This window comes from Pseudomonas sp. R2-60-08W (assembly GCF_003852335.1).
GTDB lineage: Bacteria > Pseudomonadota > Gammaproteobacteria > Pseudomonadales > Pseudomonadaceae > Aquipseudomonas.
In genome coordinates, this window is sequence record NZ_CP027731.1 from 4,093,740 (window position 1) to 4,115,113 (window position 21,374).

22 protein-coding genes and 1 riboswitch are annotated in these 21,374 nt (G+C 61.8%); of the genes, 4 read left to right on the forward strand and 18 right to left on the reverse strand.

Annotated features, from left to right (window positions below; translation table 11 throughout):
• Window positions 1-661 precede the first annotated feature (661 nt).
• The gene (gene rmuC, locus C4J90_RS18540) at window positions 662-2,026 is read right to left on the reverse strand and encodes a DNA recombination protein RmuC (protein ID WP_164485291.1); all 1,365 of its coding nucleotides are present in this window, start codon (window positions 2,024-2,026) and stop codon (window positions 662-664) included.
• A 175-nt stretch (window positions 2,027-2,201) separates the two neighbouring features.
• On the reverse strand, window positions 2,202-2,525 hold the full coding sequence (locus C4J90_RS18545) for a sel1 repeat family protein (protein ID WP_124363809.1): 324 nt from the start codon (window positions 2,523-2,525) through the stop codon (window positions 2,202-2,204).
• Between the two features lie 846 nt (window positions 2,526-3,371).
• Here C4J90_RS18545 and C4J90_RS18555 point away from each other — a divergent pair.
• From C4J90_RS18555 to C4J90_RS18565, 3 genes are all read left to right on the forward strand, one after another.
• Window positions 3,372-3,596: a hypothetical protein gene (locus C4J90_RS18555; RefSeq protein WP_010208698.1), complete on the forward strand. Its 225-nt coding sequence runs from the start codon at window positions 3,372-3,374 to the stop codon at window positions 3,594-3,596.
• A 275-nt stretch (window positions 3,597-3,871) separates the two neighbouring features.
• Window positions 3,872-4,354 (forward strand): hypothetical protein, encoded by a 483-nt coding sequence (locus C4J90_RS18560; RefSeq protein ID WP_124367866.1) that lies wholly within the window; start codon window positions 3,872-3,874, stop codon window positions 4,352-4,354.
• A gap of 145 nt (window positions 4,355-4,499) precedes the next feature.
• Window positions 4,500-5,777, forward strand: coding sequence for an OmpP1/FadL family transporter (locus tag C4J90_RS18565; protein WP_124363811.1), 1,278 nt, complete (start codon window positions 4,500-4,502; stop codon window positions 5,775-5,777).
• Window positions 5,778-5,842: 65 nt separating this feature from the next.
• Here C4J90_RS18565 and C4J90_RS18570 read toward each other — a convergent pair whose 3' ends face one another.
• From C4J90_RS18570 to cobO, 13 genes are all read right to left on the reverse strand, one after another.
• Window positions 5,843-6,394, reverse strand: a complete 552-nt coding sequence (locus C4J90_RS18570; protein ID WP_124420533.1) for a glutathione peroxidase — start codon at window positions 6,392-6,394, stop codon at window positions 5,843-5,845.
• 150 nt (window positions 6,395-6,544) lie between these two features.
• Entirely contained in the window at window positions 6,545-7,753 is a 1,209-nt protein-coding gene (locus C4J90_RS18575; RefSeq protein ID WP_124367868.1) for an MFS transporter, read from the reverse strand.
• 54 nt (window positions 7,754-7,807) lie between these two features.
• The gene (locus C4J90_RS18580; protein ID WP_124407835.1) at window positions 7,808-8,212 is read right to left on the reverse strand and encodes a MarR family winged helix-turn-helix transcriptional regulator; all 405 of its coding nucleotides are present in this window, start codon (window positions 8,210-8,212) and stop codon (window positions 7,808-7,810) included.
• A 42-nt stretch (window positions 8,213-8,254) separates the two neighbouring features.
• Window positions 8,255-8,983 (reverse strand): adenosylcobinamide-GDP ribazoletransferase, encoded by a 729-nt coding sequence (locus C4J90_RS18585; RefSeq protein WP_124420534.1) that lies wholly within the window; start codon window positions 8,981-8,983, stop codon window positions 8,255-8,257.
• Window positions 8,984-8,985: 2 nt separating this feature from the next.
• Window positions 8,986-9,561, reverse strand: coding sequence for an alpha-ribazole phosphatase family protein (gene cobC, locus C4J90_RS18590; RefSeq protein WP_124420535.1), 576 nt, complete (start codon window positions 9,559-9,561; stop codon window positions 8,986-8,988).
• Window positions 9,558-10,613 carry a nicotinate-nucleotide--dimethylbenzimidazole phosphoribosyltransferase gene (cobT, locus tag C4J90_RS18595; protein WP_124420536.1) on the reverse strand — a complete coding sequence of 352 codons (1,056 nt, stop codon included), beginning with the start codon at window positions 10,611-10,613 and terminating at the stop codon, window positions 9,558-9,560. Before cobT ends, cobC begins: the two co-directional genes overlap by 4 nt.
• Window positions 10,610-11,131 (reverse strand): bifunctional adenosylcobinamide kinase/adenosylcobinamide-phosphate guanylyltransferase, encoded by a 522-nt coding sequence (gene cobU / locus C4J90_RS18600; protein ID WP_124415257.1) that lies wholly within the window; start codon window positions 11,129-11,131, stop codon window positions 10,610-10,612. Before cobU ends, cobT begins: the two co-directional genes overlap by 4 nt.
• A gap of 28 nt (window positions 11,132-11,159) precedes the next feature.
• A complete protein-coding gene (locus tag C4J90_RS18605) occupies window positions 11,160-12,611 on the reverse strand; it encodes a cobyric acid synthase (RefSeq protein ID WP_124420537.1) in 1,452 nt (483 codons plus the stop codon).
• Complete coding sequence (cobD, locus tag C4J90_RS18610) at window positions 12,608-13,597, reverse strand: threonine-phosphate decarboxylase CobD (RefSeq protein ID WP_124420538.1); 990 nt, start codon at window positions 13,595-13,597, stop codon at window positions 12,608-12,610. Before cobD ends, C4J90_RS18605 begins: the two co-directional genes overlap by 4 nt.
• On the reverse strand, window positions 13,590-14,498 hold the full coding sequence (gene cbiB, locus C4J90_RS18615; RefSeq protein WP_124420539.1) for an adenosylcobinamide-phosphate synthase CbiB: 909 nt from the start codon (window positions 14,496-14,498) through the stop codon (window positions 13,590-13,592). Before cbiB ends, cobD begins: the two co-directional genes overlap by 8 nt.
• Window positions 14,495-15,145, reverse strand: a complete 651-nt coding sequence (bluB, locus tag C4J90_RS18620; RefSeq protein WP_124420540.1) for a 5,6-dimethylbenzimidazole synthase — start codon at window positions 15,143-15,145, stop codon at window positions 14,495-14,497. The genes cbiB and bluB overlap by 4 nt, the downstream gene beginning before the upstream one ends.
• Window positions 15,142-16,524, reverse strand: a complete 1,383-nt coding sequence (locus tag C4J90_RS18625; RefSeq protein WP_124420541.1) for a cobyrinate a,c-diamide synthase — start codon at window positions 16,522-16,524, stop codon at window positions 15,142-15,144. Before C4J90_RS18625 ends, bluB begins: the two co-directional genes overlap by 4 nt.
• Window positions 16,521-17,132, reverse strand: a complete 612-nt coding sequence (cobO, locus tag C4J90_RS18630; RefSeq protein WP_124363824.1) for a cob(I)yrinic acid a,c-diamide adenosyltransferase — start codon at window positions 17,130-17,132, stop codon at window positions 16,521-16,523. Before cobO ends, C4J90_RS18625 begins: the two co-directional genes overlap by 4 nt.
• 78 nt (window positions 17,133-17,210) lie before the next feature.
• Window positions 17,211-17,464, reverse strand: a riboswitch (cobalamin riboswitch).
• Between the two features lie 99 nt (window positions 17,465-17,563).
• Between cobO and C4J90_RS18635 the strand changes: the two genes are divergently transcribed.
• On the forward strand, window positions 17,564-18,877 hold the full coding sequence (locus C4J90_RS18635; RefSeq protein ID WP_124420542.1) for a sorbosone dehydrogenase family protein: 1,314 nt from the start codon (window positions 17,564-17,566) through the stop codon (window positions 18,875-18,877).
• A gap of 134 nt (window positions 18,878-19,011) precedes the next feature.
• Here the strand turns inward: C4J90_RS18635 and C4J90_RS18640 are convergent, their stop codons facing one another.
• The 3 genes from C4J90_RS18640 to hda form a co-directional block, all read right to left on the reverse strand.
• Window positions 19,012-19,551 (reverse strand): C40 family peptidase, encoded by a 540-nt coding sequence (locus tag C4J90_RS18640; RefSeq protein ID WP_124363826.1) that lies wholly within the window; start codon window positions 19,549-19,551, stop codon window positions 19,012-19,014.
• Between the two features lie 144 nt (window positions 19,552-19,695).
• A complete protein-coding gene (locus C4J90_RS18645; protein ID WP_124420543.1) occupies window positions 19,696-20,325 on the reverse strand; it encodes a C40 family peptidase in 630 nt (209 codons plus the stop codon).
• Between the two features lie 213 nt (window positions 20,326-20,538).
• The gene (gene hda / locus C4J90_RS18650) at window positions 20,539-21,243 is read right to left on the reverse strand and encodes a DnaA regulatory inactivator Hda (protein WP_124363828.1); all 705 of its coding nucleotides are present in this window, start codon (window positions 21,241-21,243) and stop codon (window positions 20,539-20,541) included.
• Window positions 21,244-21,374: the final 131 nt, after the last annotated feature.

Genomic DNA, 21,374 nt, shown 5'->3' on the forward strand with positions numbered 1-21,374 from the left:
TTGCTCCCGATGGCGGCCTGACAGCTGACCAAGATGCTGGATCAGAGCGAGTACATATCCGTTGCTGCGGTAACGGCTGCTATGGGTTCCGCCCTTACGGCGTCTCACTTTTGAAAAGCGCAAAAGTAAGCAAAACGCTCTTGCCCCACCACTCGGCACCTCGCCTAGGCTCGGTGTGCCCGTAATCCGACAGTGATTTGGGGGGCCGCCGCCACGCGCCATCCATGGCGCGGGGCGGCTAAACCGGCATCCCTGCCGGTTTACCCCCCAAATCAATATCGGATTACGGCCAGCGTGGTTTAACGGGGCGCCTAGATCAAGAGCAAGATCAAGAGCGGCTCGCTTCGCATCGTGGTTAGCGTAGGCTGCTGCTACAAAAATGTGTAGATACCTATGCCCCAATGAGGGAGTGTCAGTCATAGATGTTTCGGCTGACCCACCGCAATCGGGGGCAAGCCCCTAATGCCAGTCAGTTAAGCGTACACCGCCGTCTGTAGGAGCGAGCTTGCTCGCGAAAAACGTCAACGATAACGCGTGCTTCCTGAATAAACGCGGTGCCTGTGAGTTTTTCGCGAGCAAGGGCTAGCCGCCCGCCTCGCTCCTACAAAAAGCCTTAAATGACTGGCATTAGGGCTTGCCCCCTCCCACATTTTGATCATGTTTATTCAGGGGAATGCGCTACGCCATCCGAATCGGTCATCGCGCGTTCGAGCAAATCCGCCGGCAGGCTTTTGCTGGCACGCGCGCCCAGCAGGCGCAGTTGCTCGGTGCGGCTGACCAGATTCCCACGTCCATCGGTCAGCTTGTTACGCGCCGCGCTGTAAGCCTTGTCCAGCTGCTGCAAGCGGTTACCCACTTCGTCCAGATCCTGGATAAACAACACGAACTTGTCGTACAGCCAACCGGCGCGCTCGGCGATTTCCCGGGCGTTCTGGCTCTGGCGTTCCTGCTTCCACAGGCTGTCGATCACCCGCAGGGTGGCGAGCAAGGTGGTGGGGCTGACAATCACGATATGACGGTCGAAGGCTTCCTGGAACAGGTTCGGCTCGGCTTGCAGCGCCGCGGAAAACGCTGCCTCAATCGGCACGAACAGCAGCACGAAATCCAGACTGTGCAAACCTTCCAGGCGCTTGTAATCCTTGCCGGCCAAACCTTTGACGTGATTGCGCAAGGACAGCACATGCTGCTTCAACGCCGCCTGGCCAATCACTTCGTCATCCGCAGCAACGTACTGCTGATAGGCGGTCAGGCTGACCTTGGAGTCCACCACTACCTGTTTGTCGCCCGGCAACATGATCAACACGTCGGGCTGGAAGCGTTCGCCATCCGGGCCTTTGAGGCTGACCTGGGTCTGGTATTCGCGGCCTTTCTCCAGGCCCGCATGCTCCAGCACCCGCTCGAGGATCAGCTCGCCCCAGTTACCCTGGGTTTTCTGGCCTTTGAGGGCACGGGTCAGGTTAGTGGCTTCGTCCGACAGGCGCAGGTTCAATTGCTGCAGGCGCTCCAGCTCTTTGGCCAGGGAAAAGCGCTCGCGGGCTTCGTTCTGGTAGCTTTCTTCAACGCGCTTCTCGAAGGATTGGATGCGCTCCTTGAGCGGGTCCAGTAGCTGCCCCAGGCGCTCCTGGCTGGTTTCGGCAAAGCGTTGCTCACGCTCATCGAAAATCTTCCCGGCCAATTCGGCGAACTGCGCGCGCAGCTCGTCCCGGGAACCCTGCAGATCGGCGAGGCGTTGTTGATGGCTGTCCTGCTGTTCACGCAGCTCGGCGCGCAAGGCGGCGGCTAAGGCGTCAAGCCGGCGCAGCTCGGTTTCCTTGGCGCTGCGGTCCAGGTTCCAGGCATGGGCGGCGTCGCGGGCGTTATCGCGGTCGATCTGCAACAGCTCGACTTCGCGGCGCACCGCAGCCAGGTCGGCCTGCTTGGCGGCATTGGCGTGGCTCAGATCGCTGATCTCGTCGCGGCTGGCGTCCAGTTGGGCAGCAAGCCCTTCCTGGGCCAATTGCGCGGTCGCCAAGCGCTCTTCCAGCAGTTCCCAGCCGGTGGTGCGCGCGGTCAGCCGTCGTTGAATCTGCCAGCACAACGCCAATAACGGCAGCGCGGCGCCAGCAAGCCCCAGGGCGACACTGGTCCAGTCGAAAACCATAGCCATTTCTGCCATCACCAAAAAAGAGCAAGGTTAACTAAGCAATGCCCGGGAGGACAGCTCAGTCTTCGACCTGGCCCAGTTCGCGCTGGGCGCGACGGTCGCCGGCGCGGGCCGCCGAACGCAACAGGTCCTGGCCGATGCGTCGGTCGCGGGCATTTTCGCATTCACGGCACATCAATTGGCCCAGGCGGCTCTGCGCGGCCACCACGCCTTCGCGGGCAGGCTGCTTGAGCAGGCGGCCAGCCAGGTGCTTGACGTTGGTACTTTGTCCCAGGCGCGGGCTGTCGAGGAGCCACAAGGCGACTTTCAAAGAAAAGCGCTTGGGCACGGTAACAGTCTGGGGATTGTCGGTAACAGAAGGTGATACTGAGCGAAACTTCATAAAGCACTGTGGGACAGGACGGAAGGCGCGCCACTCTACTCTTTTTTTCGTACAGGTAAAGCTGAAAAAACCCGGCACGCCCGTTCTAGAGCAAGCGCTTGGGACAATCCACAGAAGCTGTGGATAACTCAGTGGACAACCCGCCTTTAACTCGCGCAAAGGCCCATGGCATGGGGGCCGCAGTCAAACTGACGATTTTTTCACCAATAAAAAAAAGCCAGATTTTTCATTGACTTAAATTTTGATTGCAGGCAAACGAGCAGGCTTGCGGGCTGTCGCCAGGGAAGTTACCGACGCTGCGACTAATGTGCACAAGTACCCAGCCAACGGTTATATCGCTGGCATTTTTTGATCCGACACACTCGGGAAATGTTACTGCCGGGAAGCTGGGCAGTGGACGGCTGATGGTTTTTTTGCCAAGCCACTTCCTTTCCTTGTTTCGATCCGTTACTATCCGCAGCGTTAGTACCAAGCTGAAAGTCAATTCTGGTCGACATATCCCTAGAACTTCATGGGATCGACCACCTCGATGGTTTCCAGGTATCACTTGCGACGACACTGCCTTTGAACAAGCAAAGGGTGCCGCGAAGTCTGCATACTCTGACCGAACCAACCTGCAAATTGATCAGGATCTTCACCCTGGGCCCAGAACCTTTGCCCCTGTTGTGTTGCCTGCCCTCCTAAGTACCTACCTGCCAGCCCAAGCGCGCCTAATTCAATAGCGCTTCAAACTGGCTGCTTTGTTCCAGACTAGGTTCTTTCGTTTGATCAATGGTGATCAGCGTTTCTGGAACGTTTTAACGTTGCACGGTTCTTATCCGTGTCATTTGTAGGAACACCAATAATATGAACGCTCAAATCCACACTCAGGATGCCATCCGCACCCTCACCAACGCTTTTGCCCCAATGAACTGCCTGATCATGGCCGCTCGCAAAGGCTGCTTCAGCTTCACCCTGGTCAACGAACACGGCATCGCACGTCACAGCGAACGCCTGTACCCCGATCAATACTCCAGCGCAGAACCGCTGCAGGCCGTGATCGAGCGTACCCGTCAGGCACTGATTGCCTGATCGACCCGAGTCGCTGAAACACAAAAACCCTGTCTGAAAAACAGGGTTTTTTATTGCCTGGAATTTGCTCGCGGAATTTTTTACTAAGCACGAATAGATATAAACGTTATAACCGGATAAAGAAGATGTTTTAAAAACAGTCCTTTACAGGATGAATATGACACTACACTTCAACTCAAGCGGCATGATCCGCTTGCGACGGGCCTGAGATCCGATCCACCGCTGCCAAGCCCTCCTCTCAGGCTCGTCATTCATTCCCACGGACTGAGGTTTGTATGGGTATTGCCGCCAGCGAATTGTGTCGTTATGTGATCAGGCCGACCTTGCTGTACCTCGGCCGCCATAACCCGACCGCCGAAGCCCTGCTGCTGGGCATCGCCGCCAGCCAGTCGGAACTGGGCTCGGCCCTGCATGATCGACGCGGCCATGGCCTCTACAGCATCACCGAACCACGTCATCGCGCCCTCTGGGATACCTACCTGGCACTCGACCCTGAACGTGCGAGCCTGGTGCGCGGATTGGCCAGCCAACATGCATTCCTCAGTGCGCCCCAGTTGGAACTGACGGTGAACCTGCGTTACGCCACGGCAATCGCCTGGTTGCTGGTGGAACAACACCGTCCTGCCCTGCCCGCGCCCGGCGATGTATTGGCGATGGCACGTATCTGGAAAGAAATATTTCACCCTCAAGGCCGCCTGCGAGATTTCTCACAGGCCTGGCAAAGCTGTGTCAGCCCAATGAAACAGGTGGCCTGCTGACCGGGCAAATTGCAAGATTCGCCAAAAAACCGGAAATCTGGTCGGATTGTCCTACAAAACCGCTCTATCTCCTGCATTACAGCCTATAGCGCGATGTTAAATTTATTGATACTTTCCGCAGCGGTGATCACACGGAGTTCTAATAATGAAAAAAGTAATGCTCAAGACCACACTTAGCCTCGCCGTTGCCATGGCCTCCTCCCAACTGTTCGCCAGCGGCTTCGCCCTGAACGAACAGAGTGTCAGCGGAATGGGTACTGGCTTCGCAGGTCGCTCCTCTTCTGCCGATGACGCAAGCACTGTCTACGGTAACCCTGCCGGTATGGCTCGCCTGAACGGCCAGCAGATCACCGGCGGTGTCGCAGCCATCGATGCCTCTACCGATCTCAGCGACACAAGCGGTCGCTCTCGCGGCAGCAACAAAGGCGACATGGTGCCGTTCACCGCCGTACCTTTTGGTTTCTACACCAATAAGCTCAACGACCAGTGGGCTGTCGGCTTTGGCGTGTATGCGCCGTTCGGCCTGATAACCGACTACGAAAGCGGCTTCCAGGGCCGTGGCTTTGGCAGCAAGAGCGAAGTGAAAGTCATCACCTTGCAACCAACGGTCAGCTACGCCTTCAACGATCGCGTGTCCGTCGGCTTCGGCCCGACCATCAACCGCATTGGCGGTACCCTGGAATCGGACATCACGCTGAACCCTGCCGCGCCGGACACCAATATCAAGATCAAGGGTGACGACACCGCGCTGGGTTTCAACGTCGGCGTGCTGGTACAAGCCACCGATACCACCCGCGTCGGCCTGACCTATCACTCCAAGGTCAGCTACAAGCTGGAGGGCCACACCGAAGTCACCGCGCCGACCGCGACCTCTCCGTTCCTGCGCAGCAACCGTTACGACGCTTCGCTGAAGATCGATACGCCTGAGTCCTACGACCTGTCGGTGACCCAGGACCTGACCGACGCGTGGAAACTCTATGCCGGTGCAACCTGGACCCGCTGGAGCCGCCTGAAAGACATCACCGTCAAGAACGACGGTGTCACCGGCGCAACCGGTGGCGCACTGGCCCCAGCATTGGTAAGCACCATCAAGGAAGACCAGAACTGGCACGACACCTGGGCTTACGCCCTGGGTACTTCATACCAGCTGACCAAGCAAGTGGTGCTGCGTACCGGCCTGACGTTCGATCAGTCGCCGACCAACAACACTGACCGCTCGCCGCGCATTCCTACCGGCGACCGCACCATCTTCAGTCTGGGCCTGGGCTACGAGGTCATGCCGAACATGACCATCGACGTGGCCTACTCCTACCTGAAGGAAGAGGACGTCAAGGTTGCGCGCTCCAACCAATTGGCCAGCTACAACGCCAAGTATGAAAACAGTGCCAACGGTTTCGGCCTGGGCATGACCTACCGCTTCTGATTCGTTGCGGTATAAAAAAGCCCCGCTCTCCTGTACAGGAGGCGGGGCTTTTCAATGGGCGGCGATCAGGGTTTGGACGCCAACGCCTTTTCCACTGCTTCGATCAACTCAGGACTGTCAGGCTTGGTCAGGCTGGAAAAATTGGCGATGACGTTGCCCTGGCGATCCACCACGTACTTGTAGAAGTTCCACTTCGGCGGCGCGTCGGTCTGTTGCGCCAGCACTTTGAACAAATTGACCGCGTCCGGTCCCTTGACCTTCTGCGGTTCGGTCATGGTGAAGGTCACGCCGTAGTTCACGTAGCAGACCTTGGCGGTTTCTTCGCCGGTCTTGGCTTCCTGCTTGAAGTCGTCGGACGGCACGCCAATCACCTCCAGGCCCTGGCCCTTATAGCGCTGGTACAACGCTTCGAGGCCTTTGAATTGCGGGGCGAAGCCGCAGAAGCTCGCCGTGTTGACGATGACCAGGGGCTTACCCGCGAAACGCTCGCACAGGTCAATGGATTCCTTGGCCCGCAGCTTGGGCAATTGGCCCTCCAGCAACGGCGGGCAACTGGCCGCCAGGGCCACGCTGCCAGCAGCCATCAGGATGGGTACAGCGAGCCAGCGCATCAACATGGGAAAAGTCCTTGCATGGGTTCAGACATAGAACTTAACAGATCGCCATGCCCAACTGCATCAACGCCAGGCCGCCACGCTGCCAGCCCCACCAGGCCAACAGCAACAACACCAGCCCTGCCACCAGGGCCATGCACCGCAGTGCTGCACTCATGCCGCCTCCATTTGCGCCTGCACGCGCGCCACTGGCCGTTCACGCACTGGCCAGTTCAGGGCCGCCGCGAGCAGGCTGAGCAGAATCGCCACCTGCCAGATCAAATCGTAGTTACCGGTTCGATCATAGACCACCCCACCCAACCAGCCACCGAGGAACGAACCGAGTTGATGGAACAGGAACACAATTCCGCCCAACATCGAGAGGTTGCGCACCCCGAACAAGGTCGCAACAGTGCCGTTGGTCAGCGGCACGGTAGACAGCCACAGGAACCCCATTGCCATGCCAAACAGGTAAGCCGTGACTTCGGTGACCGGCGCCCACAGGAACAACACGATCACCACCGCGCGCAACAGGTACAAGCCGGTGAGCAAACGCGGCTTGGACATGCGCCCACCCAGCCAGCCGGCCGTGTAGGTGCCGAACACATTGAACAGCCCGATCAACGCCAGCACCGTGGTGCCAGCCGTAGCCGGCAGATGCTGGTCCACCAGATACGCCGGTAAATGCACGCCGATAAACACCACCTGGAAACCGCAGACGAAAAAGCCGAAGGACAGCAGCCAGAACCCGGAATGGGAGCACGCCTCCTTCAACGCTTCGCGCAGGGTTTGCTGACCGACCGTGGTCGGCAGCGGCCGGTCCTTGAGCATGGCCACCAGCGGCAGGATCAGCGCGACCATCAAGCCCAACGCCAGCAGCGCCGCAGACCAGCCCAGCCACCCGATCAAGCCGAGAGTCCCTGGCACCATGGCGAACTGGCCAAAGGAGCCGGCGGCGCTGGCGATGCCCATGGCCATGCTGCGTTTTTCCGCTGGTACGGCGCGGCCGACCACACCGAGGATCACTGAAAACGACGTGCCGGACAGGCCAATGCCGATCAGCAACCCCGCGCTCAGCGACAATGACCACGCAGAGTCCGACATGCCCATCAGCACTAGGCCCACGGCGTACAACACGCCGCCGACGAACACCGCCTTGGTCGCGCCGAAACGGTCAGCCAGGGCCCCGGTGAACGGCTGCGCCAGGCCCCAGATCAGGTTCTGCAAGGCAATGGCAAAGGCGAACGTCTCGCGCCCCCAGCCAAATTCGCTGCTCATCGGTGCCAGGAACAGGCCAAAGCCGTGCCGCACGCCCAACGACAACGCCAGGATCAGCGCACTCCCCACAAGAACCCAGCCACTGGTGCGCCACATCGAGGTCATTTCTTATTCTCCGCTCGCGGGTATATACCCGCTTATAGTCGAACGAACCGCCGTTCAGGCGAGTTCATCCAGCAAGGCCAACAACGTTTCGCGCTTTTCGGCGCCTAGTTGATCGATCAATTTCTGTTGCGCCGCTTCCCATGCCGGCAAGGCCGCAGCCAACCGCTGCTGACCGGCCTCGGTCAACTCCACCAAGCGGTTGCGCAGGTCATCGCCTTCGACCAACCGGACCAGGCCGTCACCTTCCAGTACGCGCAGATTGCGCCCCAAGGTGCTGCGGTCCAGGCCCATGGCTTCTGCCAGGCTGGAAATGCTCGGCTGATCGAGACGTTGCAGGTTGCTCAGCAAGGAATACTGGGCAACGTTGATCCCGAAGCCGTCGAGGGCGCCGTCGTAATACCGGCTGACGCCACGGGCGGCGCGTCGCAGGTTGGTGCACAAGCATTGGGAAGCAAGCATAGAGCGTGTATATACCCGGAGTTAAGCAAATGCAAGGGAGTGTTACAGCGCCAGCCCGATCAGCACGGCCGCTTCGAGCAGTTCCAGCAGGGCGCCGGCGGTATCGCCGGTCGTACCACCCAGACGCCTGATCATTATATGGCGCAAGCCGATAAAACAGCCCGCCGCGAGCAGTACCGCTATCCCACCGCTGAAACCGCCGATCAGGATGCAGGCCAGTCCGCTGAGGATCAGCACCTGCTGGCCGACAATCCTCGGTAAATGATCCGACAACGCCTGGCCCAATCCCCCCGCACGCACATAGCGCGTGGTGAGAAACAGCGCCAGCATCGAAGCCCGGCCGATCAATGGCGCGAGAATCAGCGCGGCGCCATTATGCTGCTCGATCAAGGCCACCAGCGCGGTGAATTTGAGCAGCAACACCAGGCCCAGGGTGACCACGGCAATCGGCCCGCTGCGCGGGTCCTTCATGATGCTGAGGGTGCGTTCGCGGTCGCCGAAGCCGCCGAGCCAGGCGTCAGCACTGTCCGCCAGGCCGTCCAGGTGCAGGCCGCCGCTGAGCAGCACCCAGGCGGTCAATAGCAGCGCGGCGTGCAGCAACAGTGGCACGCCCATCAACAGGCTGTTCAGACCCCATAGCAGCAGGCCAAACAGCAAACCCACCACCGGATAAAACAGCAACGAACGCCCCAGTTCCTGAGGTTGCGGCATGCCTGGCAGGCGTATTGGCAGACTGCTCAGGAACTGCAGGGCGATCCAGAATGGCAGCATGTTCAGGCCCCTTCCTTCAACGTGCCATCGGTGGCCACTTGCAGGCTGAACAGCCCACCGTAGCCGACTTCGACATTCAGCAAGTGCTCACGCGGCAAACCGCGCGCACGCGCCAGTAACAGGCGCATGACGCCACCGTGGCTGATCAACAGCACGCGCTCACCGGTATAGGTCTGCTGTAGACGTAAGACGGCGCCCAGCACCCGTTCGGAAAACGCCTCCACCGGCTCGCCTTCTGGCGGCGTAAAGCGGTAGGGATCGGCCCAGAACAAGCCCAAACCCTCAGCGTCGGTTTCCATCAACGCCGCCGCGCTCTGCCCTTCCCAGGCGCCGAAGTGCAGCTCTTGCAGGTCTTTTTCCAGACTGACTGGAAGGTTGAGACGTTCGCCCAATTCCTGCGCAAAACGCGCGCAGCGTTGCAATGGCGAACTGATCAGCCGGTCCCACGGCCCCTGCCCCAGCACAGCCGCGCGCATCTGCTCCCAGCCCCTGGCCGTTAAGGCATCATCCAGGCTGCCGCGCAGGCCGCCGCCCAGCTCGGTTTCACCGTGGCGCAGCAGGTCCAGGTGCAAGGTCATGCAGGGCGATCCGCCACGGCGGCTTCGGCGAACGTCGCCATCTGGCCGTGCAACGCACAGGCCAGGCGCAGCAACGGCACCGCCAGCGCCGCACCGCTGCCTTCGCCCAGGCGCAAGCCCAGGTCCAGCAGCGGCTGTGCGTCGAGACTGTGCAGCACGTGACGATGGCCCGGTTCGGCACCACGATGGCCGAACACCAGCCAGTCGCGGCAGGCCGGATTCAAGCGCGTGGCCACCAGCGCGGCGACGCTGCAGATAAACCCGTCCACCAGCACCACGATGCCTGCCTGGGCGCAGGCCAGGTAGGCACCGACCAACGCGGCAATTTCAAAGCCCCCCAGGTTGAACAGCGTCTGCAACGCGTCGCCACGCTGGGCCGCGTGCAAGCTCAGCGCGCGCTCGATGACTGCCACCTTGTGGCTGACGCCTTGGGCATTCAGCCCCGTGCCCGGACCGGTCAGGTCACTCACCGGGCAATCGAGCAGCGCACACGCCAACGCGCTGGCGGCGGTGGTGTTGCCAATGCCCATTTCACCACCGATAAACAGCTGTGCGCCGTGCTCCAAAGCGCGGCGTGCGCTGTCTCGGCCGGCCTGCAAGGCCTGGCGCCCCTGCACCTGGGTCATCGCCGGGCCGTGGACAAAGTTGGCCGTGCCCGCGCCGATATTCAGGTGACGCACGCCGGGTAGATCCAGGGAGGGCGTGACCGTGCCGAGGTCAACCACTTCCAACTGCGCATCCAGCTGGCGAGCCAATACGCTGATGGCCGCGCCACCGCTGACAAAATTGTGCAGCATCTGCCCGGTCACGGCCTGGGGAAACGCCGACACACCTTCGGCGACCACGCCATGGTCGCCGGCAAAAATCGCAATCCACAGCTGCTCCACCGACGGTTTGACCCGGCCCTGCAACCCGGCCAACTGCACTGCCAGTGCTTCCAACTGGCCGAGCGAACCGGCGGGTTTGGTCAACTGCTGCTGACGCGCCAACGCCTGTGCTTGCGCAGCGGCGTCGATGGCCTTGCAGGGGTTGAGCCACCAGAAATCCGTCATAACGCAGTACCTTTCAAAGTCAGGGGCAGGCCGGCAACCGTCAGCACTACGCGCTGACACCGTTCGGCCAAGGCTTGATGCAGCCAACCGGCTTCATCCACATAACGGCGAGTCAATTCGCCCAGCGGCACGACACCCAGTCCGGTCTCGTTGCTGACAAAAATGATCTGCCCCGGCAGTGCAGCCAGGGTATCGAGCAACTGGTCGCGCTCCGAAGCAAGGCGCTCGGGATCTTCCAACATCAGCAGATTGGTCAGCCACAGGGTCAGGCAGTCCACCAGCAGGCAACGCTCGGCAGCGGCGTTGTCGCGCAACACCCGCGCCAGTTCGATGGGCTCTTCGATCAGGCCCCAGTGGTCGGGGCGACGCGCACGGTGCAGGGCAACGCGCTGGTTCATCTCACCGTCCAGCGGCTGGCTGGTGGCGATATACGTCACCGGTAAACCGCTGGCGCCGGCGAGTTTTTCAGCCAGACGGCTTTTGCCCGAACGGGCGCCGCCGAGAATCAATTGATGCATGAGCCAATCCTTTTCCAGTCAGCCGACGTCAGATTCCGCACAATCGACGCAACAATTCAGTGTCCAGATGGTTTTCCACCAGATCCGCCAAGCGCTCGATATCCCGCTCACGCAGGGCGTGATAGTCGACTGCCTGCACGTCCTGCAACCCCGCCCAGCGCAACAAAGCACTGCACGCCGCCGGTGTCTCGAACAGCCCGTGCAGATAAGTACCGAGAATCTGCCCGTCTGCACTCTGCGCGCCATCACTGCGCCCGTCGTCGAGCCGCACGGCGGCATTCTCCAGCGCCGGGCCGGACGTCACCCCCGCATGGATCTCATACCCGCTGACCTCGGCATCCTCCAGCAACAAACGCCCGCGCACATTGCGCAATTGCTTCTCTTGCTCAAGCGTCGTGCTGAACGCCAGCAGCCCCAGGCCATCGCTGGAGCCGACGGGCCCTTCCAGGCCGAGCGGGTCATGCACCTGCTCGCCGAGCATCTGCAGGCCACCACAAATCCCCAGCACCTTGCCGCCATAGCGCAAATGCCGCGCCACGGCGGTATCCCAGCCATGGGCACGCAAGTACGCCAAATCACTGCGTACACTTTTCGACCCCGGCAGGATGATCAGGTCGGCGGCCGGGATCGGCTGACCCGGCCCGACGAATTGCAGGTTCACCTGGGGATGCAGGCGCAGCGGGTCGAAATCCGTGTGGTTGCTGATGCGCGGCAGCACCGGCACCACCACGTTGAGCACCTGGGCGGCCTTGTCGGTCTGGCGCTGGTCGATGCCATCTTCGGCCTCGAGGTGCAGGTCCATCACGTAGGGCAACACGCCCACCACCGGCTTACCGGTACGCGCCTCCAACCAATCCAGCCCCGGTTGCAGCAGCGCGATATCCCCGCGAAACCGGTTGATGATAAAACCCCGGACCCGCGCCTGTTCGCTGGGGGACAACAATTCCAGCGTACCGACCAGATGGGCGAACACCCCGCCGCGATTGATATCGGCGATCAACAGCACCGGACAATCCACGGCTTCGGCGAAGCCCATATTGGCGATGTCATTGGCGCGCAGGTTGATCTCGGCCGGCGAGCCCGCGCCTTCGACCATCACCACCGGATAGGCTTGGCTCAACCGGGTGTGGGAAGCCAGCACCGCCTGCATCGCGACGGCTTTGTAGTCGTGGTAGGCAACCGCGTTCATGCTGGTCACGGCGCGGCCATGGATAATCACTTGGGAACCGGTGTCGCTGTTGGGCTTGAGCAGCACCGGGTTCATGTCGGTGTGGGGCGCCAGGTTGGCGGCCTGCGCCTGTACCGCCTGAGCGCGGCCGATCTCGCCGCCTTCAGCAGTCACCGCACTGTTGAGCGCCATGTTCTGTGGCTTGAACGGCGCCACTGCAACCCCCTGGCGCACCAGCCAGCGACACAGCGCAGTCACCAGCGTGCTTTTGCCGGCGTCGGAGGTGGTGCCCTGCACCATCAACGTAGTCATGTCGCTTCCTTGTAGGCGGCCAGTGCCGTCTCGAGACGCTGCCAATCGGCCTCGCTGTCAGGCAGACCGAAACGCACGCTGCTGTCGTGAACGAACAGGCGCAGCAGAATGCCGCGCTGGGCCATGAATTCGTGCAAGCGTTCGGCGTGCGGGGTGATCAACCACTGGAACAAGGCGCAGCCACCCTGGGGCTGAAAACCCTGGCGCTCAAGCAGGTCAGACAGGCGCTGGCCGGCCTCGATGCAACGCGTGCGCTGGCGAGCGTGCCCAGCGCTGTCGCGCAGGCATGCCTGGCCGAGTACCCGTGTCGGCCCGCTGACCGCCCAGGGCCCGACCTGTTCGGCGAGCAATTTGAGCAACCGGCGCTCGGCCAGCACAAAGCCCAGGCGCACGCCGGCCAGGCCGAAGAACTTGCCGAATGAGCGCAGCACGATCAAGCCGACTTGCTGGGTGTGGCTGGCCAGGCTCAAGTGCGGCGTCACGTCCATGAAGGCTTCGTCCACCACCAGCCAGCCGCCGCGCTGGGCCAGCCGCGTATGCCAGTCGAGCAGGCGCTCCGGGGCCAGGCTCAAGCCGGTGGGGTTATTCGGGTTGACCACCACCAGCACGTCGAGGCCGTCGAGAAAGAAGTCGACTTCCTGCTCTTGCACTTCGCGCACCACATAACCGGCACGACGCCAGGCTTCGGCGTGTTCGGCGTAGCACGGCGACAGTACGCCGACCTTGCCGGAACGGCGCAGGCGCGGCAGCAACTGGATCGCGGCCTGGGAGCCCGGCACCGGCAGCACGTGAGCCGCGCCATAGTAGTCGCAGGCGGCTTTTTCCAGGCCGTCATCGGCTTCCGGTAGCCGTGCCCAGGCGCGCAAGGGAATCTCGGGAATCGGCCATGGCCAGGGCGCCAGGCCACTGGACAAATCGAGCCAATCCGCCTCCGCGATGCCGTATTCAATTGCCGCCTTACGCAGCCGACCACCGTGTTCAAGCATAAAATTGCGCCCCCGCGCACAGGACCAGCAGCCACAACCATACGCCGCGCTGCACCAGTTGCCAGCCTCGGTCGATCGCGTCAGCGTCGGCCGGCGGGCCTTCGCCCAATGGCGGGCGCTGGCGCACCTCGCCGTGATAAATCGCCGCGCCACCCAGTTCGACGCCCAGCGCACCGGCGCCAGCGGCCATCACCGGGCCGGCGTTGGGGCTGTCCCAGGTCGGCCCCTGGGTGCGCCAGCATTTGAGCGCCAGGCGAGTCTTGCCCAGCAACGCGTAGGTCAAGGCCACCAGCCGTGCAGGAATATAGTTGAGCCCATCGTCGATCTTCGCCGCCGCCCAGCCAAAGCGTTCGAAGCGTTCGTTGCGATAGCCCCACATGGCATCAAGGGTATTGCTCAGGCGATAGAGCACCACGCCCGGCACGCCGGCGACTACGAACCAGAACAGCGCGGCGAACACGGCGTCGCTGCCGTTTTCCAGCACCGACTCGGTGGCCGCGCGAGCGACCTCGGTGCGATCCAGCTCGCTGGTCTGGCGGCTGACCAGGTAACTCACGCGCCGGCGCGCCTCTTCTAGGTCATCACTGCGCAGGGCCTGAGCGACCGGCAGCACATGCTCGCCCAGGCTGCGCATGCCCAGGGCGCAGTACAACGCCAGGATTTCCAGCACCCAACCGATGTACGGCGCCCAGGACAATGCGGTGGCCAGCAGGGTCAGCGGTACCACCGCGATAAACCACGCGGTCACCCCATGGCTGCGCCAGCCACGACCGCCTGAATTGAAACGCTGTTCGATGCGCCCGGCAAAATTGCCGAACGCCACCAGCGGATGCCAGCGCCTGGGCTCGCCCAGTAGCGCATCCAGCGCTACTGCGGCAACACACAGCAAGGCCACACTCATCGACTCACTCCCCACAGGTTTTGGTACAGCATGTCACTCAATGGCCGCGGCTCGGCCCAGCCTTCGAGCTGCAACATCGGTGCCGGATAGAACTCGGCGACCGGTCCCAGGCACAGCACCGCCAGGGGTTTGGCGCCCGCCGGCAAACCCAGCAGGTCGGCCAGGGCCTGGGGTTCGAACAGCGACACCCAGCCCATGCCCAACCCCTCGACGCGGGCCGCCAGCCACAGGTTCTGGATCGCGCAGGACAACGACGCCATGTCCATTTCCGGCAAGGTGCGACGGCCGAAGATGTGCCGCTCGCGATCGTCCATCAGCGCCGCCACCAGCACTTCGGCGCAGTCGTGGATGCCTTCGACCTTGAGCTTCATGAAGTCATCGGAGCGCTCGCCCAGGGCCTCGGCGGTGCGCAGGCGCTCTTCTTCGACCAGTTGTTGAATGCGGCCCCTAAGTTGACGGTCGCTGATACGGATAAAGCGCCACGGTTGCATCAGGCCGACGCTGGGTGCCTGGTGGGCAGCCTGGAGCAGGCGCTGCAATAACTCAGGCGCGACGCTGCCACCGCTGAAGTGGCGCATGTCACGGCGTTCGGCGATGGCGCGGTAGACGGCTTGGCGGTCGGCCTCGGGGAAGGCGTTGTCGCTCATGGCGTCATCGGGGGCAAGCCCCCTCCCACCTGCGGAATGCAATCCCCTGTGGGAGGGGACTTGCTCCCGATAGCGGTGTCGGGGCCTGGCGCGAACAGTGCAGCCACCGCCGTCGGATTGGACGGAAAGTAAAAGTGCACGTAGGAGGCTGTCATCCGTCCCTGCCGATACACCGCCTCAGCCCCGCGCCCACCATTGGGGCTCATGCCACGGGCGATCGGCTCGCATTCGGTGCTGGTCAGGGAATGGTGATAGGTGTGCCCGCGCAAGGTGCCTTCGGGCAACTCGACGCTTTGCAGCGCCAGCGCTGCCAATTTCTTTTGCATCACTGCATCGCCCTGCAGCAGGCCGAGCAGTTCGGCGCGGTTGCCGTCGACATCGGTAAGCGAGTCCAGCAGGTACAGCATGCCGCCGCATTCGGCGAGCAAGGGCTTGCCGGCTGCATGATGAGCGCGGATGGCGGCGAGCATCGGTGTGTTTTGCGACAGGGCCCGGTGATGCAGCTCCGGGTAACCGCCGGGTAGATAGAGGCTGTCGGCTTCAGGCAATGCGCCGTCATGGATCGGTGAAAAGAAACGCAACTCGGCGCCCATCGCGCGCAACAAGTCGAGGCTGGCACCGTAGGTAAACGCGAAGGCTTCGTCACGGGCCACCGCAATGCGTACCCCGGCGAGCAACGGCTCGGCGGTGATCACCTGCGGCGCGGCAAATGTCACCGGTGGCGGCACGGCGACTTCGCAACTGCTGCCCAACGCTTGGGCGGCGGCGTCCAGACGCAGGTCGAGGTCATTGAGTTCGCTGGCTTGCACCAGGCCCAGGTGACGGCTGGGCAATTCGATACCGGTTTCACGCGACAGCGCGCCGTACCAGCGCAATCCCTCGGTGAGGCTGCCTTCCAGCAACTGCGCATGGCGCAGCGTGCCGACGCGGTTGGCGAGTACGCCGGCGAATGGCAGGTCCGGCTGGTAGCGCGCCAGGCCCAACGCGAGGGCGCCAAAGGTCTGCGCCATGGCCGTGCCGTCGATCACTGCCAGCACCGGCACGCCGAAATGCCGCGCCAGGTCGGCGCTTGACGGGGTGCCGTCGAACAGGCCCATCACGCCTTCGATCAGGATCAGGTCGGCCTCCCCCGCTGCTTCCCACAACAAACGGCGACTTTCCTGCTCGCCCACCATCCACATATCCAATTGATACACCGGCGCGCCGCTGGCGCGCTCGTGAATCATCGGGTCAAGGAAATCCGGCCCGCATTTGAATACGCGTACCGTGCGCCCCAGGTTGCGGTGCAAACGCGCCAACGCTGCGGTGACGGTGGTTTTGCCCTGGCCGGACGCCGGTGCGGCGATCAAGACGGCCGGGCAATGACGGGGCTGATTCAAAGTTCGACGCCTTTCTGTGCCTTGATACCGGCCTGGAACGCGTGCTTGAGCATCCCCATTTCGGTGACGGTGTCACCCATTTCGATCAGCTCAGGCTTGGCGCCACGGCCGGTGACCACCACGTGCTGCATCGGCGGGCGCGCCTGCAGGTCGCCGAGCACCTGGTCGAGGTCAAGGTAGCCGTGCTTGAGGGCAATGTTCAGTTCGTCGAGCACGACCAGGCCGATGGAAGGGTCATTGAGCATCGCCCGGGAGACCGCCCAGGCCGCTTCGGCGGCGGCGATATCGCGCTGACGATCCTGGGTTTCCCAGGTGAAGCCTTCGCCCATCACGTGAAAGCGGACCTGCTCGGGGAAGCGGCGGAAAAACAACTCTTCGCCGGTACTGTTGCGCCCCTTGATGAACTGCACCACGCCGCACTGCATGCCATGCCCCATGGCGCGGGCCAACATGCCGAAGGCCGAACTGCTTTTGCCCTTGCCGTTGCCGGTCAGCACCAGCAGCAAACCGCATTCATTGGGCGAGTTGGCGATGCGTTCATCGATCACGGCTTTTTTGCGCAGCATGCGCGCCAGGTGGCGTTCGTCGCGGTCGGGGGTATCGGTCATGGCAGCTCTCCGTTGGGGCTGGACAAAAACGGCGGGCAGGAAAAAAGAACAACAGACAGCCAAGCATCGCCCACCGTGATGCTGTTGGATGTTTCAGGCCGGTCTCCGGGCTCATGAGTGGCGCCCTGCCTTTTGTAAAAGACATGCCAACGGCGCGCCTTCCCATATCGCCTGCGATACAGTGGCCAACAGCACCGTCTTGACTCATTTACCGTTGCGGGGGCAGCGCCGGAATTGCGGCGGCACTGTGTACAAGTGCGCTCACTCACCGGCTTCCCTGTTTCACTCTGTCGACGCATGCGCCACAGAGCACCTGGAACAAGCCGCGAAGGTTAGTGGGTTGGGGGTGGAGCGTCAATTAAAGCTGGCCCTGTACTTGAACCATCAAGGTGATGTGCTTCTCTACCCTTACAGGTATTCAGGAGAACACCATGCACAAAACCAGACTCGCCCTACTGATCATGCTCGCCGGCACCCTCGCCGCCTGCGGAGAAAGCTCTACCCTGCAGGTAGCCGATGGCACCGGGCCCTCGCCCAGGTTGCCGGAACCGAACAAGACGCTGATCCCCACCGTGAACATCGCGCCGGCTGTCGGTTGGCCCGACGGCGCCAAGCCAACGGCCGCTGCCGGCACCCAGGTCACCGCATTCGCCGAGGGCCTGGAGCATCCGCGCTGGCTCTATGTGCTGCCCAACGGCGACATCCTGGTGGCCGAGACCAATGCACCGCCCAAGCCCGATGACGCCAAAGGCGTGCGCGGCTGGGTCATGGAGAAAGTCATGGGCCGCGCGGGCGCAGGTGTGCCGAGCCCGAACCGCATCACCCTGCTGCGCGATGCCGATCACGACGGCGTCGCCGAAACGCGCACGGTGTTCCTGGAAAACCTCAACTCGCCCTTCGGCATGGCTCTGGTCGGCAACGACCTGTACGTGGCGGACTCCGACAAGTTGCTGCGTTTCCCCTATCAACCTGGGGAGACCGCGATCAAGGCGGCCGGCACCAAAGTCGTCGATTTGCCGGGTGGCAGCCTCAACCATCACTGGACTAAAAACGTGATCGCCAGCCAGGATGGCAGCAAGCTGTACGTCAGCGTCGGCTCCAACAGCAACGTCGGCGAGAATGGCCTGGAAGCCGAAGAAGGTCGGGCGGCGATCTGGGAAGTGGACCGCGCCACGGGCCAGCATCGTATTTTCGCCTCCGGCCTGCGCAACCCCAACGGCATGGCGTGGGAGCCGCAGAGCGGCAAATTGTGGACGGCGGTGAACGAGCGCGATGAAATCGGCAGCGACCTGGTGCCGGACTACATCACCTCGGTCAAGGACGGCGCGTTCTATGGCTGGCCGTTCAGCTATTACGGGCAGCATGTGGATGTGCGCGTCACCCCGCAGAACCCGCAGCTGGTCGCCAAAGCCATTGCGCCGGACTATGCGGTCGGCCCGCATACCGCGTCGTTGGGGCTGACCTTCGCCCAGGGCAACACACTCCCGGCGCAGTTCAGCAACGGTGCGTTCATCGGCCAGCATGGTTCATGGAACCGCAAGCCGTACAGTGGCTATAAGGTGATCTTCGTGCCGTTCGAGGGCGGGCAGCCGAAAGGCAAGCCGGTGGATGTGCTGACCGGGTTCCTCGATAAAGATGAGAACGCCATGGGCCGGCCGGTGGGCGTGGTGATCGATCAGCAAGGGGATTTGCTGGTGGCCGATGATGTGGGGAATAAGGTGTGGCGGGTGTCGGCGGCCAAGTAGCCCCTCTCAAGCACACCACAAAACAATGTGGGAGGGGGCTTGCTCCCGATAGCAGTGTGTCAGCCACTGGAGATAGTGATTGATACACCGCTATCGGGAGCAAGCCCCCTCCCACATTTGGTTTGGTGTTCGATTCAGGGATTGCGCGCCAAGTTTGCCGGCAACACGCGCTTGGCACTCAGGTAAGCATTCTGCCAATACGCCTTCGACAACGTATCCAGCTTCACCGTACCGCCAGTCTGCGGAGCGTGCACAAAACGGCCCTCACCCACGTAGATGCCGGCGTGGCTCACCCGCGAACCACCACCGGTGGCGAAGAACAGCAGGTCACCGGTTTGCAGGTTCTGCTCGCTGACGTCTTGGGCACGCATCACGATCAACTCGCGGGTAGTGCGCGGCAAGGTGATACCGGCCGCATCGCGGTAGACAAAGCCAATCAGGCCGCTGCAATCAAAGCCCGAGTCCGGCGTGTTGCCGCCCCAGCGATACGGCGTGCCCACCAGGCCCAGCGCGCGAAAGAGCACGTCTTCGGCGGCAGGGGAGAAATTCTGGGTGGAATAGTTGAACACCGGCTTAGGCTTGACGGCTACAGGAGCAGGCGGCGGTGGACGGCTTGCGCAGGCGCTCAGGAGTGCGGCGCAAACGAGAAGAAAGAGGCGGGCCGAGGTCGACATGGGCAGAACAATCCTGGTCTGGATGCGGCTTTCGCTGCCGAACGCTGAAAACCAGAACGCGCAAGCAAAGCTCGCGCGAACGGATTACAACAATGTCCAGGGATTCTAGCGCTTACACGTCAAACTTCAAGTATCACTTTAACTTTACTTACTGGCGGTAACCGTAGACGGGGCCATGGCGAGTGCACGCTTGGCTTCGATGAAGGTTTTGCTCCAGTAGCTGTCACCCAGGTTATCGACCCGCACACCACCGCTACGACGGCTGCTGGAGTGGATAAACTGGTTATCGCCCAAGTAGATACCAGCGTGGCTGACACGGCCGCGACCGGCTGTACTAAAGAAAAGCAGATCACCGGGCTTGAGATTGTTGCGTGCGACCAACGGTGCTTTCACGTTGATCATTTCGCGGGTGGAGCGCGGCAGATTCATGCCGGCTTCTTCACGAAACAGGTAGCCGATAAAACCGCTGCAATCGAAACCGGCTTCAGAGGTGCCGCCGAAACGGTAGCGGGTACCGATCAGGGACATGCCGCGTTCGAGAATGCTGTCGGCCAGAACGGGAAGCTGATAAGGCTTGCTGCCGGAGAAGTCGGCCAGCTCTTTTTCGGTTGCCAGCTCTTCTTCATAAACAGAAGCAGACTGTGCAGCAACGAATTTAGCCTGATTTTGAACCTGTGGTTTGGGCTGTTCTACCACCTGCTGAGGGTGGGAGGCGCAACCAAACAACAGGGTAACGAGTGCGAGAGGCACGAGGGGTGCGAAGCGATTTAGCATGGGCACGACCGTGGCTGATGTGTAAAGAAGGCGAGACTATGCCTTCTATCACATCGATTTGCAAATTCAATCGAACTCTTTGTGACTTCCTGTTTGGACCACGCCATCTAAGCCGTTAATCCCAGAGACCTGCCCTGTGCGTGGCCAAACCGGCCAAAACGCAGGTTTTCTGGCGCCTGGAATTTGCCGAAGGCCTGAAAACACAAGGCTTGGCTACCAGCCTAGGGTTTCCTTGAGGAAGGGAATGGTGAGCTTGCGCTGGGCCTGCAGCGAGGCCTGATCGAGCTGTTCGAGCAACTCGAACAACGCGCTCATGCTGCGCGTGCCACGGGTGAGGATGAAGTGCCCGACCTCGTCGGTCAGGTGCAGGCCGCGACGCGAGGCGCGCAGTTGCAGGGCACGGAGTTTGTCTTCATCGGACAAGGGCCGCATCTGGAAGATCAACGCCAGCGTCAGCCGCGACTTGAGGTCGGCCAGCTTCACCGGCAGTTCACGCGGCGACGTAGACGCGGCGATCAACAGGCGGCGGCCACTGTCGCGCAAGCGGTTGAACAGATGAAACAGCGCCTCTTCCCAGTCCGCCTTGCCCGCAATCGCCTGCAAATCGTCCAGACACACCAGTTCGTACTGTTCGAGGTTGTCGAAGATCCCCACACCATGGTCCATCAGCTCAGCCAACGGCAGGTAAACCGCCGGCTCGCCCATCTGCTCGAAACGCAGGCACGCGGCCTGCAGCAAGTGGGTACGCCCGACGCCATGCTTGCCCCACAGATAGATCAGGCTTTCAGTCCACCCGGCGTCGGCTTCGCAGAGGCGCTCGACATAGCCGAGTGCAGCGGCATTGGCGCCTGGGTAGTAGTTGATAAAGGTAGCGTCGTCACGCAGACGCACACCTAGGGGCAGCTGAATCGGTTTCATGCTGACTGAACGGCTCCCATCGAACCGTGAGTGGCCTCTGTGTAAAGTTTGCAAAGTTTATACGCGTGGCGCCGGGCGCACAATGCAGCAGACCACAAGCAAAATCAAAGGTTTGCGTTAACCTGTTGGTT

Coding starts and splice junctions, on each gene's coding strand:
- C4J90_RS18545 (WP_124363809.1), bottom strand. CDS start 2,525: ATGAAGTTTCGCTCAGTATCACCTTCTGTTACCGACAATCCCCAGACT.
- C4J90_RS18555 (WP_010208698.1), top strand. CDS start 3,372: ATGAACGCTCAAATCCACACTCAGGATGCCATCCGCACCCTCACCAAC.
- C4J90_RS18560 (WP_124367866.1), top strand. CDS start 3,872: ATGGGTATTGCCGCCAGCGAATTGTGTCGTTATGTGATCAGGCCGACC.
- C4J90_RS18565 (WP_124363811.1), top strand. CDS start 4,500: ATGAAAAAAGTAATGCTCAAGACCACACTTAGCCTCGCCGTTGCCATG.
- C4J90_RS18570 (WP_124420533.1), bottom strand. CDS start 6,394: ATGTTGATGCGCTGGCTCGCTGTACCCATCCTGATGGCTGCTGGCAGC.
- C4J90_RS18575 (WP_124367868.1), bottom strand. CDS start 7,753: ATGACCTCGATGTGGCGCACCAGTGGCTGGGTTCTTGTGGGGAGTGCG.
- C4J90_RS18580 (WP_124407835.1), bottom strand. CDS start 8,212: ATGCTTGCTTCCCAATGCTTGTGCACCAACCTGCGACGCGCCGCCCGT.
- C4J90_RS18585 (WP_124420534.1), bottom strand. CDS start 8,983: ATGCTGCCATTCTGGATCGCCCTGCAGTTCCTGAGCAGTCTGCCAATA.
- cobC (WP_124420535.1), bottom strand. CDS start 9,561: ATGACCTTGCACCTGGACCTGCTGCGCCACGGTGAAACCGAGCTGGGC.
- cobT (WP_124420536.1), bottom strand. CDS start 10,613: ATGACGGATTTCTGGTGGCTCAACCCCTGCAAGGCCATCGACGCCGCT.
- cobU (WP_124415257.1), bottom strand. CDS start 11,131: ATGCATCAATTGATTCTCGGCGGCGCCCGTTCGGGCAAAAGCCGTCTG.
- C4J90_RS18605 (WP_124420537.1), bottom strand. CDS start 12,611: ATGACTACGTTGATGGTGCAGGGCACCACCTCCGACGCCGGCAAAAGC.
- cobD (WP_124420538.1), bottom strand. CDS start 13,597: ATGCTTGAACACGGTGGTCGGCTGCGTAAGGCGGCAATTGAATACGGC.
- cbiB (WP_124420539.1), bottom strand. CDS start 14,498: ATGAGTGTGGCCTTGCTGTGTGTTGCCGCAGTAGCGCTGGATGCGCTA.
- bluB (WP_124420540.1), bottom strand. CDS start 15,145: ATGAGCGACAACGCCTTCCCCGAGGCCGACCGCCAAGCCGTCTACCGC.
- cobO (WP_124363824.1), bottom strand. CDS start 17,132: ATGACCGATACCCCCGACCGCGACGAACGCCACCTGGCGCGCATGCTG.
- C4J90_RS18635 (WP_124420542.1), top strand. CDS start 17,564: ATGCACAAAACCAGACTCGCCCTACTGATCATGCTCGCCGGCACCCTC.
- C4J90_RS18640 (WP_124363826.1), bottom strand. CDS start 19,551: ATGTCGACCTCGGCCCGCCTCTTTCTTCTCGTTTGCGCCGCACTCCTG.
- C4J90_RS18645 (WP_124420543.1), bottom strand. CDS start 20,325: ATGCTAAATCGCTTCGCACCCCTCGTGCCTCTCGCACTCGTTACCCTG.
- hda (WP_124363828.1), bottom strand. CDS start 21,243: ATGAAACCGATTCAGCTGCCCCTAGGTGTGCGTCTGCGTGACGACGCT.